We start from the raw sequence: 12,509 nt of genomic DNA on the forward strand, positions 1-12,509 counted from the left end.
CCCCCGGCGGCACCGACGCGGCGCTGGTGGAACTGGCGCCGCTGATAAGACCGGCGCTCGAGGATCTCGGCAGCTATGTCACGCGCATCGCCGTGCCCGAGGGACAGACCGCGCCGCTCGCCCGGCGCACCGCGCTCCTGCACCGGATCGACCACCTCAACCGTTTCTGGCACCGCGCCCGGGCGGAGGATCGGATCGCGCTCCTGACGGGCGATCCGGTGCTGCGACGCCCCGCCACCGTGCTCGGCATGGCGTTGCGCCACGCGGCCGCGGCACCCTCGGCCGCGGGGCAGCATCGCCGGATGAACCGGATCGCCCGGCTCATCGGGGTGCGGGCCAGCCGTCTTCGCCGCGCCGCGCTCTTGCGCGAAAACGCGGGGCTGGTCAGCCCGGGTGCCATCTTCGACCAGACGGATGCGATCCGCAGCCTCGAGCGGATGGCGCGGCACGCCGAGCGCATCCTGCACTACGGCGAGGTCGCCGCGATGGACGCGCCGCCCGAGCAGGCCCTGTGGTCGGAGGACGGGGAAAACGCGCGGGCCTGACGCCCACGCGCTGGCCGCTTCAGAGCGAGGCGTCCAGTGCCGCCAGGACCGCGGCGCCCATCTGAACGGTCGTGACCGGCGTGCCTCCGTCCGGCCCCATCAGGTCGGCGGTGCGCACGCCCTCGGCCAGGACCTTCTCGACCGCCTTCTCGACCCGCGTCGCCTCGTCGCCCTTGTCGAAGGAGTAGCGCAGCGCCATGGCGAACGAGAGGATACAGGCGATCGGGTTCGCCTTGCCCTGACCCGCGATGTCGGGCGCCGATCCGTGGACGGGCTCGTAAAGCGCCTTCGGCCGGCCGTTCGCCATCGGCGCACCGAGCGAGGCCGAGGGCAACATGCCCAAAGAGCCGGTCAGCATCGCGGCGCAGTCCGACAGCACGTCGCCGAAGAGGTTGTCGGTCAGGATCACGTCGAACTGCTTTGGCCAGCGGACAAGCTGCATCGCGCCGTTGTCGGCATACATGTGCGAGAGCTCGACGTCCGGGTATTCCTTGTCGTGCACCTCCTGCACCACCTCGCGCCAGAGGATGCCCGATTCCATCACGTTGGCCTTCTCCATCGAGCAGACCTTGTTCCGGCGACGACGCGCGAGTTCGAATGCCGAGCGTGCCACGCGGGCAATCTCGCTCTCGGTGTAGCGCTGGGTGTTGATGCCCACCCGCTCGTTCCCTTCGGTGAAGATCCCGCGCGGCTCGCCGAAATAGACGCCCGAGGTCAGCTCGCGCACGATCATGATGTCGAGCCCGGCGACCACGTCCCGCTTCAGCGAGGAGAAGTCGGCCAGCGCGTCGAAGCACTGGGCGGGACGCAGGTTGGCGAAAAGGTCCATCTCCTTGCGGAGCCGCAGGAGGCCCCGCTCGGGTTTCACGCCGAAATCCAGCTTATCGTACTTCGGCCCGCCGACGGCCCCCAGAAGGACGGCATCGACCGCCTGCGCCTTCGCCATCGTGTCGTCGTGAAGCGGCGTGCCATGCTTGTCATAGGCGGCGCCGCCGACAAGGTCCTCGCTCACCTCGAACCCGAGACCGCGCTTGTCGCCCATCCAGGCGATGATCTTCTTGACCTCGGCCATGACTTCGGGGCCGATCCCGTCGCCGGGCAGGATGAGAAGGGAAGGGTTGGCCACGGGAGGCGCCTCGCGGGTTGTGAAAGGGTTCCCGCCCGCCTAGCCAATGGCTGCCCCGCGGTCAAGCGGGGGCCATAGCCTGCGCCGGGGCATGGAGCGGATGCCGGCGATGGTGTAGGCTGCGGCCCAATTCCACGAGGCCACCGATGCCCAGCACCGTCCTTGTACTCGGATCCTCCGGCCATTTCGGCGCCCAGGCGGCACGTGCCTTCGCGGCGGCCGGATGGGAGGTGCGGCCCTACCGCCGCGGCACCGACATGGGCGTCGCGGCGCAGGGCGCCGACCTCATCGTCCACGGCATGAACCCGCCCAACTACCACGACTGGGCGCGACTCGTCCCCGAGATCGCCGGCGCCGTGCTGGCCGCCGCCCGCGCCTCGGGCGCGACGGTCCTGATCCCGGGCAACGTCTACGTCTTCGGCACCGAACCGGCACCCTGGAGCGCGTCGACTCCGCATCGGTCAGTCGCGCGCAAGGGCCGCATCAGGGCAGAAATGGAGGCGCGCTTCCGCGACGCTGCGGCGACCGGCCTGCGCACCATCCTGCTCCGCGCCGGGGACTTCATCGACCCGGATGCGCCGGGCGGCCTTTTCGACCGCTTCATGCTCGGCAAGGCTGCGAAAGGCGTCATCACCACCTTCGGCGACCCCGACGCAACCCATGCCTGGGCCTACCTGCCCGACATGGCCCGCGCGGCCGTCGAACTGGCGGCGCAGCGCGGCGATCTCGAAGCCTTCGAGGACATCCCCTTCCCGGGGCTCGCCTTCTCCACCCGCGAACTGGCGGCGGCCGTCACCCGGCACTCCGGCCGGGCGACGCGGATCGCGCGCTTTCCCTGGTGGATGATGACGCTGGCCTCTCCCGTCTGGGAACTCGCGCGTGAACTTGGCGAGATGCGCTATCTCTACGACCATCCGCACTGGCTCGACGGCACGAAGTTCACCCGCCTCGTCCCGGGGTTCACCATGACCTCGCTCGACGATGTGCTGACGCGGTTCCTGCACCCGGCCTGAGGCGCTTGCCGTTTCCGCCGCCGCCCCGCAGGATGGCGGCAACGGAGGCCCCATGCACATCCTCGATCTCGGCGACATCCAGCTTCACTGGCGCGAAGACGGCGACCGGGCCGGATCGCCCGTGGTCTTCGCCCATGCACTCGGCACCGATTTCCGGCTCTGGGACAGGATCGTGCCGCTCCTGCCCAAGCCGCTCCGCCTCATCCGCTACGACCTGCGCGGGCACGGGCTGTCCTCCTGTCCGCCCGGCCCCTATGCGATGGGTGCCCTGGTGCGCGACGCCGAGCGGCTTCTCGAGACGCTCGGGGTCAGGGACTGCGTCTTCGTCGGGCTATCCCTCGGCGGCATGATCGCCCAGGGTCTCGCCGTGAAGCGGCTCGATCTCGTCCGCGCGATGGTGCTGTCGAACACCGCCACCAAGATCGCCACGCCCGCCGTCTGGGCGGAGCGTATCGCCGCCGTGCGCGCGGGCGGAATCGAGGCGGTGGCCGACGCGACGATGGAACGCTGGTTCGCGAGGTCCTTCCGCGAAACCGTCGAGATGACGGGCTGGCGGACGATGGTCACACGCCAGCCCGTCGAGGGCTACCTCGGCTGCATGGCCGCGATTTCCGGCACGGACTTCTACACGCCCACCGCGGGACTGACGCTGCCGACGCTGGTGATTGCCGGGACGGAGGATGGCTCCACCCCGCCCGACCTCGTGCGCGAAACGGCCGCGCTCATCAAGGGCGCCCGGTTCGAGCTGATCCGGGGCGCCGGCCATCTGCCCTGCGTGGACAGGCCCGCGGAATTCGCCGGACTGCTCCGCGGCTTCCTCGCCGGGATCGGGCACGGCTGAGATGGCGGCCTTCCTCCTCGTCCACGGCTCCTGCCACGGCGCCTGGTGCTGGCGCGACGTGATACCGGCGCTCGCCGCCCTGGGGCACGACGCCCAGGCCATCGACCTGCCCGCGCATGGCGAGGACCGGACGCCCGCAACGGCGGCGACGCTCGACCTCTACGCCGAAGCGATCCTCGCGGCGGCCGAGCGCGGGGTGACGCTCGTCGGCCATTCCGCCGCAGGCTACCCCATCACGCTGGCCGCGCTGCGCGCCCCCGGCCGCTTCCGCCGGCTGGTCTACCTCTGCGCCTATGTGCCGGCGGCCGGCCGGTCGCTGGTGGACATGCGCAGGGCCGGACCGCGCCAGCCGCTGCGTGGCGTGGCGCGCCCCGATCCGGGCGGCGTCACCTATTCGGTCGACCCCGAGGGCGCCCGCGCCACCTTCTACCACGACTGCCCGACAGAGATCCGCGCCTACGCCCTGCCCCGGCTCTGCCCGGAACCGATCCTGCCGCAGGCCATCGCCCTGCCGCCCTGCGCGACCGAGCCGACGGTCGAGCGGCACTACGTCCTCTGCGAGGACGACCACACCATCCCGCCCGAGTACCAGGAGACCATGGCGGCACCCTTCGCGCCCGATTGCATCCACCGCATGCCATGCGGCCATTCTCCCTTCTTCACCATGCCGGACCGGCTGGCGCGGCTGCTTGCCGCGATCGCGCGCGGATAGGACCCCCTTCCCTTCGCCCCCGCTCCGGGCTAGCCTCGCGCCGCCCGGACGGCCCTTTTCCGCGCCGGCCGCGAACCCCATGCAGAACCGCCTCGCCCTTGTCTTCATCCTCGTGACGGTAATGATCGATTCCATCGGGATCGGCATCATCTTCCCCGTCATGCCTGACCTCATGCGCGAGGTGACGGGGGCTGACCTCGCCTCGGCCTCGCTCTGGGGCGGGCTTCTCGCCACCTCCTTCGCGGCCATGCAGTTCCTATGCGGCCCCATCGTCGGCAACCTTTCCGACCGCTACGGCCGGCGGCCGGTCATGCTGATCGCGCTCGTGGTCATGGCGCTCGACTACGCGATCATGGCCGTCGCCCAGTCGGTCTGGCTCCTCCTCCTCGGACGGCTCATCGCCGGGGCGGCGGCGGCGACCTATGCCACGGCGGCCGCCTATGTGGCGGACATTTCCGCGCCCGAGGCGCGGGCGAAGAACTTCGGCCTGATCGGCGCGGCCTTCGGGGCGGGCTTCGTCGCCGGTCCCCTCGTCGGCGGGATCGCCGCCGAATGGGGCACGCGCGTGCCCTTCTGGACAGCGGCGGCCGTCGCCGCGCTGAACGCGGCGTTCGGTCTCTGGGTGCTGCCCGAGAGCCTCGGCGCCGACAAGCGCCGCCCCTTCAGCCTCGCCCGCGCCAATCCCTTCGCCGCCTTCCGCGCCATCGGCCGCCTGCCCGGGCTCGGGCGGATGCTGGCGATCATGTTCCTCTACACGCTCGCCTTCCAGTCCTATCCTTCGGTCTGGGCCTTCTTCGGCACCGAGCGCTTCGGCTGGGATGCCTGGTGGAACGGCCTTTCTCTCGCGGCCTTCGGCATCTGCATGGTCGTCGTGCAGGGCTTCCTCGTCGCGCCGGCAACGCGGGTCTTCGGCGAGCGCCGGACGGCGGGCTACGGCATGGCGCTCGAAACCTTCAGCTTCGGCTTTTACGGCATCGTCACCTCGGGCTTCTGGGCGCTCGCCTTCACGCCGGTCGCGGCCATCGCCGGGATCGCCGGTCCGGCGCTTTCGGGGTTGATGGCGAACGCCACGCCCGACGACCAACAGGGCGAGCTTCAGGGCGTGCTCGCGGCCGTGCAGGCCGTCGGCATGGGTCTCGCGCCGATGGTGATGACCTCGGTCTTCTGGGCCTTCACCCGGCCGGGAGCGAGCCATTACCAGCCCGGCGCGCCCTTCCTCCTCTCGGGGGTCCTGATGGCGGCAGCGGTGATCCTGCTCGTGGCGCCCGCCCGCCACCGGCATCCCGCCACCCCGCATCCGCAGGAGATGCCATGACCGAGATCCGCGGCGCCGTCTGCCACGCCTTCGGCGAGCCGCTCCGCATCGAGACGGTGCGCCTGCGCGCGCCCGGCCCCGGCGAGGTCGAGGTGACGCTCACTGCCTGCGCGATCTGCCATTCCGACATCACCTACATCGACGGCGGCTGGGGCGGCGATCTGCCGGCCGTCTACGGCCACGAAGCCGCCGGCCATGTCAGCCGCGCCGGTGCGGGAGTCACCCGCTATTCCGAGGGCGACCGGGTACTCGTGACACTCATCCGCGCCTGCGGCACCTGCGCCGCCTGCGCCTCCGGCCGCCCGACGCTCTGCGCCGCGCCGCCCGCCATGGCGCCCGTGCTCGCCCTTCCCGACGGCCGTCCGATTGACCAGGGCCTGAACTGCGCGGCCTTCGCCGAGCGCGTCGTCGTCCACGAGAGCCAGCTCGCGCCCGTGCCGGCCGAGATCCCGCTCGACTCGGCCTCGCTTCTCTCCTGCGGCGTGATCACCGGCCTCGGCGCCGCCGTCAACACCGCCGCCATCCGCCCCGGCGAAGTCGTGACCGTGATCGGCGCGGGCGGGGTCGGGCTCAACGCCATCCAGGGCGCGCGGCTCGCCGGCGCCGCCCGCATCGTCGCCGTGGACATGAGCGCGGAGAAGCTCGCCGCGGCGCGCGACTTCGGCGCCACCGACGGCGTGCTCGCCACCGACCCGCGGCCCTGGGCCAAGGCGCGGGAGATCGCCGGGCGCGGCGCCGATGTGGTCCTCGTCACAGTCGGCGCAATCCCGGCCTATGACGCCGCGCCCCGCTACCTCGCCGCCGGCGGCCGCCTCGTCGCGGTGGGGATGCCCCACTCCGGCCAGCGATCCGCCTGGGAGCCGGTGATCCTCGCCGCCACGGGCCAGCGGATCCTCGGCTCCTTCATGGGCGGCACGGTTCTTGCCCGCGACATCCCCTGGATCGCCGACCTCTGCGCGCAGGGCCGGCTCAAGCTCGGGGAACTCATCTCCGGCCGTTGGACGCTCGACGAGATCAATGCGGCCATCGCCGATACCCGGTCCGGCGCCGCACGCCGCAACATCGTCCGGTTCTGAGCCACTTCCCCTTTCCACCGGGCCGAAATACCTTCGGGGGGTGCGGGGGCAGCCGGTCCCCGGCAGCGGAGGCGGAACCATGCGGCTCAAGGACCTTGAAATCTTTACCGTGGCTCCGCCCGCTCCGGGCTGGGGCGGGCGCTACTGGCTCTTCGTCAAGCTCACCACCGACGACGGGATCACGGGCTACGGCGAGTGCTACGCCTCGACCGTGGGCCCGAAGGCCATGGCGGCGGTCATCGAGGACGTGTTCGTCCGGCACATGGCGGGCACCAATCCCGAGGAGATCGAACTGATGTTCCGCCGGGCCTATTCGGCCGGCTTCACCCAGCGCCCCGACCCTACCGTGATGGGCGCCTTCTCCGGGCTCGAGATCGCCTGCTGGGACATACTCGGCAAGGCACGGGGCCGGCCCGTCTGGGCGCTCCTCGGCGGGCGGATCAACGAGCGGCTCCGCTCCTACACCTACCTCTACCCCGCACCGGGGAAGGAGAGCGCGGCGTTCTGGGTCAGCCCCGAGATGGCGGCGGAAGCCGCGACGCGCTTCGTGGACATGGGCTTCACCGCGGTGAAGTTCGACCCCGCGGGACCTTACACGATCCGCGGCGGGCATGACCCGAGCCAGTCGGACATTGCCCGCTCCGTCGCCTTCTGCAAGGCGATCCGCAAGGCGGTGGGCGACCGCGCCGACCTCCTCTTCGGCACGCATGGCCAGTTCAACGTCGCCGGCGCCGTGCGGCTCGCCCAGGCGATCGAGCCCTACGGACCCCTCTGGTACGAGGAACCGATCCCGCCCGACAACCTTCTCGACTTCGCCGAGGTGCAGAAGGCGGTGCGCATCCCCGTGGCGACTGGCGAACGCTTCACCACCAAGGCCGAATTCGCCACCGTCCTCAGGACCGGCGGCGCCCGCATCCTGCAACCGGCGCTCGGCCGCGCCGGCGGCATCTGGGAGGGCAAGAAGATCGCCGCCATCGCCGAGGTCTTCACCGCGCAGGTGGCCCCCCATCTCTACGCCGGGCCGGTCGAATGGGCGGCCAACATCCATCTCGGCGCCTCGATCCCGAACCTCCTCATGGTCGAGACGATCGAGACCGGCGGCGCCTTCCACCTGAAGCTCATCCGCAACTCGATCCGTTGGGACGACGGCTACGTGATCGTGCCGGAGGAACCGGGCCTCGGGATCCACTTCGACGAGGAGCTCGCCCGCGCGCATCCCTACACCGGCGAGCATCTGCACCTGGAGATGCAGGAAGCGCCCTGCGACTACCGCCGCCCGAACCTCTTCGAGGGCGGGGCCCCGAGAAAGGGCTGAGCGATGGGCGCCATCGTCATCCTCGGTGTCTTCATGGCCGACCTCGCCTTCCGCGCGGCCCGGCAGCCGCGCATGGGCGAGACGCTGCCTGGCCTCGGCTTCGCCCTCGGCCCCGGCGGCAAGGGATCGAACCAGGCCGTCGCGGCGGCGAAGGCGGGGGGAGAGGTGCGCTTCATCACCCGCCTCGGCCGCGACGCCTTCGCCGCGATGGCACGCGCGACCTGGGCCGCCGCGGGCGTCACGCCCGACGTGACCGAGGACGCCGACAGCCACACCGGCGCGGCCTCCATCTTCATCGAGGCGGCGACCGGCGACAACGCCATCATCATCGCGCCGGGCGCCGCCGGCCGCATCTCGGTGGCCGATATCGACGCGCGCGAGGCGGCCATCGCCGGCGCCTCGGTCTTTATCACCCAGCTCGAGCAGCCGCTCGACGCCGCCTTCCGCGCGCTCCAGATCGCCCGCGCGGGCGGTGCGCGGACAATCCTCAACCCCGCGCCCGCCACGCCCCTGCCCGAGGGGATGCTGGCGCTCTGCGACTTTGTCACCCCGAACGAGTCCGAGGCGGAGCTTCTCACCGGCCTGCCCGTCACTACGCTCGATCAGGCCCGCATGGCGGCCGAGGCGCTGAGGCGCGCCGGTGCCGGCACGGTGATCCTGACGCTCGGCGAAAAGGGCGCGCTCTATCACGACGGGGTGGAAAGCACGCTGGTCCCGGCCTTCGATGCCGGCCCGGTGGCCGAGACGACAGGCGCGGGCGATGCCTTCAACGGCGGCTTCGCGGCCGCGCTCGCGCGCGGCCTGTCGCCGCGCGACGCGGTCCGCTTCGGCTGCGCGACGGCCGCGATCTCGGTCACGCGACCCGGGGCCGCGGCGGCGATGCCGACCCTGGCCGAGATCGAGACGCTTCTCGCGCCGGGTTGAGCGCGAGGGGCGCAGATCGCCGGGACAGAGATGATCGGGGAAACCTTTTTGCGGTCGCGGCGCCGGCGTGGCCTGGTGGCCGTATTGCCGACGCTCAGCCCGCCAACGCGAGGAACAGCAGCAGGACCGCCGCACCGACGACGAATGCCAGCGCCGGGCCGAGGTCGATATCGTCGATCACGGCCGACACCGGTCTCGGTCCCGCCCGATCATGCGCATCGGGCGGGACCAGTTCGGGAAATACCTCGTCACTCTTACGCACTGAACTCACTCGCTAACTCTTTAAGAACAATCGGTTACTCTATGACTGCAATTATGCGCCGGTTCGCGCTTCCGACAAACCTGTCTAGTTGGACAAGGCCCCTTTGACGTTCGTGCACAATGAATCGACCGCCAGCCGATTGCGCCTCGGAGGCTGGAAAATCATCCATTCGGCCGCCCAAATGTCGCCACAATGATGACACCGTCCCGCCATCATCGCAGCTCGCAGCCGCGCGGCGAAACTCGCGCGACTCAGGTCACACAGCGATTCGCGGCGCCGATGACGGTCTCTGGACCAGCGGAAGGGAGACGATGGCGATCCCGGGAGGACTCGAACCCCCGACCTACTGCTTAGAAGGCAGCTGCTCTATCCAGCTGAGCTACGGGACCGCATGGCCCCCTTTAGCGGCAGGCGCCGGCCTCAGGCAAGGACAAGCGTCATGAAGACGCTGTGGGGATCGTCCCAGTAACCCTCGAACGGCGCGCATTCGACAAAGCCCGCCCGGGCATAGAGCGCACGGGCGGGGGCGAAGATCGGTTCCGCGCCGGTCTCGAGGCTGATGCGGCGGTAACCCGCCGCCCGGGCATGGGCGATCAGATGGTCAAGCAGGAACCGCGACAGCCCCCGCCCCCGCGCCTCGACCAGAATATGCATCGACTTGATTTCGGCGTGGCCGCCGTCGATCCGCTTGAGCGCGCCCATGCCGACCGGACGGCCATCCTCGCGGATCACGAAGAAGTCGATGCCGGGGCGCGCCAATGCGTCGGCCGAAAGCATGTGAATGCTGTCCGGCGGGGTTTGGGCATGCATGTCGGCGGTGTGGCGTTCGTGCAGGAGCGCGAGTTCGGGCGCCAGCGGGTCGGCGCGGCTGATGACCGGCAGGCTCATTGCATCGTCGCCAGCGCCGACATGTCGGTGCCATTCACGAGCACCTTGCCGTCGGCCGTCATCTCGATGTCCCAGACGAAGCGGCCTACGCCGGCGGGTTTCGCCATCCCGCGCAACATCATGACGCCCGGAACGGCGCCCGACCGCACATCCTCGGGCGCCGCGTTCAACGCTTCAAGCGTGGCCTCGATGCCGGTGGCCGCCACCGTCACCTTCCCCTCGGGCAAGAGGCCCGGACCGGCGTCGAAACCGCCCTCGTAGTCGAGCGTATAGGTTGGTGTTTGCACCCCCTGCGGCGCAAGGGTGATCTTGACCTTACCCTCGGGCAGAAGCGCCGCGAGGAGTTTCGCGTCGAAGCTCGCGTCGGGCTCGAAGTCCGGCCCGATCGAGTCGAGCAACAGCGCCGCCGGCGCCGCGAGGTCGAACCCCGCGACGGCGACGTCGATCGTCGCCTCCAAGGGCAGCAACGGCGGCACCCAGGCGGGCATGAGCTCGGTCGGAAGCTTCAGCCCCCTGACCGTGGCGCTTTCGCGGAAGCGGCCATCATTGATGGCGCCGCTCATGTCGAGGGCGAAGGCGAAGCTCTCGGCCGAGCCGGCGCCGAAAGGCGTCGAGACCCCGACCTCACGCGCCTCGAACCTGCCGGAGACCGAGGACCAGAAGGGAAGCGCCGCGCGGAGCGTCGCCTTCAGCCCGTCCGTATCCGCCCCGATCGCCGCATCCGACGGATGGGCGACGAACCAGGCGAGGAGCGCGTAGAGCGCCTCGGTCCGCACCGCCTTCGCCTCGGCGGTCGCGGCATAGTTGGCGACCGTGATATCGGCACTGAGCGGCATCGCTTCGGCATCCGCCGCGCCGGGCGTCACGCGGATTGTCTCGGCGATCGACTTCGCGACGTATCTCATGTCCGCATCGACGCCGCTGCCGGCCACGGCAGCCCGGGCCGACGTCTCGGCCGAAACGGAGGCCACCTCGTACGCCACCTCGGTCACCGTCCCGTCCGGGTCCGTCTGGGTCTGGCGCGATCTGACGCCGCTCACCGTCGTCGCCGAGGTGCGGCAGGCCATGAGCGCGGTGTCGAAGGTGCAGTCCATCGCCATCGCGTCCGCCGCGGCGTCGAATGTGAGCGTACCCGGAACGGCAAGCCTGATCGACACCGGGCCGTTCTGCGCCACGGCCCAGGTGCCGTCGCCGTTGTCGGTGAGCCGGAAATGGAGAGGCGAGACCTCGGCCGTCATGCCCGGACCGGCCAGAGCGATCCAGGGAGCGGGATCGAGCGTCACGGCGTAGTTGTCCTCCTCTGGCTGGACGGCAATCACGCCCGGCGTCTGGCCGAGATAGGTCCTGAGCGCACGGTCGATCCCCGCCGCCCCTTCGGGCGTGGCGGGCGCCGCGGCAAGGGGCGCGGCGGTGGCGCAGAGCAGCGCCAAGGCGGAAAGGTGACGGTTCATGAATGCGTCCTGAGGCGTGCGGAAATGAAAAGGGGCGCCGTTGCCTGCGCCCCCGCACGGCCCGGTCGTGCCCGTCCGGGCCGTGCCGGATCAGTGGGTCCAGGGGCTGCGTCGGTCGGTGGCGAAGTTCTCGCCGTAGCCACGCGGGCGGATGTTCGGCTGGCGCTTGTGCGGCTCGGTCACGGTGTACTCGATCCCGCGGGCGCGGGCGTAGTCCTCGGCCTCGGCGCGGCTTTCGAAGCGAAGGCGCACCTGGGTCTGGGTATCGCCCGACCCGGTCCAGCCCATCAGCGGATCGACCTCGCGCGCCTCCGCCGGCGCGAAGTCAAGAATCCACTGGCGGGTCTTGGCCATCCCGGATTGCATCGCGTTGCGGGAGGGCTGGTAGATGCGCGCGCGCATGGGCAAACTCCTTGCGGTTCCCGCCCCTTATCCTGAAACCGGCGGCGATCCGCAAGAGGCCAGCGAGGGGATGTGCGGCGTTACCCGCGGATGATCCTGTCGATCATCGGGCAGCGCGGATTGCCGGCCTCGCAGTCCGCCGCAAGCGCGGCGAGCGCGGCGTCGAACGCCTGAAGCTCCTCGATCCGCCGGTGGATCTCCTGCCGGTGCGAGTGGCAGAAGCCGGCCACCGCCGCGCAATCGGGCACATCGGCGCGGGCGAGGTCGAGCAGCCGCCGCGCCTCTCCATCGGCACCGTTGTCGCCGGGGTCCACTGGGCGATTGCCCTCAACGAAGCCGGCCTCAATGACTGCCTCATCAGCTGGATGTGACCATGACCGCCCCCGCCCCGACCCTGACCTCGACGATCTCCTGCCCGCATTGCGGCGCACGCACGCGGGAAGCGATGCCCGAGGACGCCTGCCAGTGGTTCTACACCTGCCCGGCTTGCGGACAGACGCTCCGCCCGCGGGAGGGCGACTGCTGCGTCTTCTGTTCCTGGGGTGACGTGCCCTTTCCTCCGGTCCAGTCCGCCGGCGGCTGCCGCGGCTGATCGCGCCGGCGGATGCAAGCAGGGCTGACTGCCGGTCGGTGCTCTAG

At 70.6% G+C, this 12,509-nt stretch carries 14 protein-coding genes, 1 tRNA gene and 1 pseudogene; 9 read left to right on the forward strand and 7 right to left on the reverse strand.

The window, feature by feature from the left end:
* Nucleotides 1-545, forward strand: a pseudogene (locus tag F9K34_RS12695) (hypothetical protein); the annotation flags it as partial.
* A 19-nt stretch (nucleotides 546-564) separates the two neighbouring features.
* Here the strand turns inward: F9K34_RS12695 and leuB are convergent.
* Nucleotides 565-1,671 carry a 3-isopropylmalate dehydrogenase gene (gene leuB / locus F9K34_RS12700; protein ID WP_291337339.1) on the reverse strand — a complete coding sequence of 369 codons (1,107 nt, stop codon included), beginning with the start codon at nucleotides 1,669-1,671 and terminating at the stop codon, nucleotides 565-567.
* Between the two features lie 146 nt (nucleotides 1,672-1,817).
* Between leuB and F9K34_RS12705 the strand changes: the two genes are divergently transcribed.
* The 7 genes from F9K34_RS12705 (at nucleotide 1,818) to rbsK (ending at nucleotide 8,867) form a co-directional block, all read left to right on the forward strand.
* Nucleotides 1,818-2,684: an epimerase gene (locus F9K34_RS12705; protein WP_291337340.1), complete on the forward strand. Its 867-nt coding sequence runs from the start codon at nucleotides 1,818-1,820 to the stop codon at nucleotides 2,682-2,684.
* Nucleotides 2,685-2,736: 52 nt separating this feature from the next.
* Nucleotides 2,737-3,525: a 3-oxoadipate enol-lactonase gene (gene pcaD / locus F9K34_RS12710; protein ID WP_291337341.1), complete on the forward strand. Its 789-nt coding sequence runs from the start codon at nucleotides 2,737-2,739 to the stop codon at nucleotides 3,523-3,525.
* A gap of 1 nt (nucleotide 3,526) precedes the next feature.
* Entirely contained in the window at nucleotides 3,527-4,237 is a 711-nt protein-coding gene (locus tag F9K34_RS12715) for an alpha/beta fold hydrolase (protein ID WP_291337342.1), read from the forward strand.
* 79 nt (nucleotides 4,238-4,316) lie between these two features.
* On the forward strand, nucleotides 4,317-5,552 hold the full coding sequence (locus F9K34_RS12720) for an MFS transporter (protein WP_291337343.1): 1,236 nt from the start codon (nucleotides 4,317-4,319) through the stop codon (nucleotides 5,550-5,552).
* On the forward strand, nucleotides 5,549-6,628 hold the full coding sequence (locus F9K34_RS12725) for a Zn-dependent alcohol dehydrogenase (protein WP_291337344.1): 1,080 nt from the start codon (nucleotides 5,549-5,551) through the stop codon (nucleotides 6,626-6,628). The genes F9K34_RS12720 and F9K34_RS12725 overlap by 4 nt, the downstream gene beginning before the upstream one ends.
* A 79-nt stretch (nucleotides 6,629-6,707) precedes the next feature.
* On the forward strand, nucleotides 6,708-7,943 hold the full coding sequence (locus F9K34_RS12730) for a mandelate racemase/muconate lactonizing enzyme family protein (protein ID WP_291337345.1): 1,236 nt from the start codon (nucleotides 6,708-6,710) through the stop codon (nucleotides 7,941-7,943).
* 3 nt (nucleotides 7,944-7,946) lie between these two features.
* On the forward strand, nucleotides 7,947-8,867 hold the full coding sequence (rbsK, locus tag F9K34_RS12735) for a ribokinase (RefSeq protein WP_291337346.1): 921 nt from the start codon (nucleotides 7,947-7,949) through the stop codon (nucleotides 8,865-8,867).
* Nucleotides 8,868-8,961: 94 nt separating this feature from the next.
* On the opposite strand, the gene F9K34_RS12740 is transcribed toward rbsK, so the two are convergent.
* The 6 genes from F9K34_RS12740 to F9K34_RS12765 form a co-directional block, all read right to left on the reverse strand.
* The gene (locus F9K34_RS12740; protein WP_291337347.1) at nucleotides 8,962-9,129 is read right to left on the reverse strand and encodes a hypothetical protein; all 168 of its coding nucleotides are present in this window, start codon (nucleotides 9,127-9,129) and stop codon (nucleotides 8,962-8,964) included.
* Between the two features lie 312 nt (nucleotides 9,130-9,441).
* A tRNA-Arg gene (locus F9K34_RS12745) sits at nucleotides 9,442-9,518 on the reverse strand.
* A gap of 31 nt (nucleotides 9,519-9,549) precedes the next feature.
* On the reverse strand, nucleotides 9,550-10,017 hold the full coding sequence (locus F9K34_RS12750; protein WP_291337348.1) for a GNAT family N-acetyltransferase: 468 nt from the start codon (nucleotides 10,015-10,017) through the stop codon (nucleotides 9,550-9,552).
* Nucleotides 10,014-11,468: a hypothetical protein gene (locus tag F9K34_RS12755; protein WP_291337349.1), complete on the reverse strand. Its 1,455-nt coding sequence runs from the start codon at nucleotides 11,466-11,468 to the stop codon at nucleotides 10,014-10,016. Before F9K34_RS12755 ends, F9K34_RS12750 begins: the two co-directional genes overlap by 4 nt.
* Before the next feature lie 90 nt (nucleotides 11,469-11,558).
* A complete protein-coding gene (locus F9K34_RS12760; protein ID WP_291337350.1) occupies nucleotides 11,559-11,870 on the reverse strand; it encodes an ETC complex I subunit in 312 nt (103 codons plus the stop codon).
* 80 nt (nucleotides 11,871-11,950) lie between these two features.
* A complete protein-coding gene (locus tag F9K34_RS12765) occupies nucleotides 11,951-12,184 on the reverse strand; it encodes a MerR family DNA-binding protein (RefSeq protein ID WP_291337351.1) in 234 nt (77 codons plus the stop codon).
* Nucleotides 12,185-12,243: 59 nt separating this feature from the next.
* Here F9K34_RS12765 and F9K34_RS12770 point away from each other — a divergent pair, with 59 nt between their 5' ends.
* The gene (locus tag F9K34_RS12770; RefSeq protein ID WP_291337352.1) at nucleotides 12,244-12,462 is read left to right on the forward strand and encodes a GDCCVxC domain-containing (seleno)protein; all 219 of its coding nucleotides are present in this window, start codon (nucleotides 12,244-12,246) and stop codon (nucleotides 12,460-12,462) included.
* Nucleotides 12,463-12,509: the final 47 nt, after the last annotated feature.

The sequence above is a fragment of the Albidovulum sp. genome, from assembly GCF_008933605.1.
Taxonomy (GTDB): Bacteria; Pseudomonadota; Alphaproteobacteria; order Rhodobacterales; family Rhodobacteraceae; genus Albidovulum.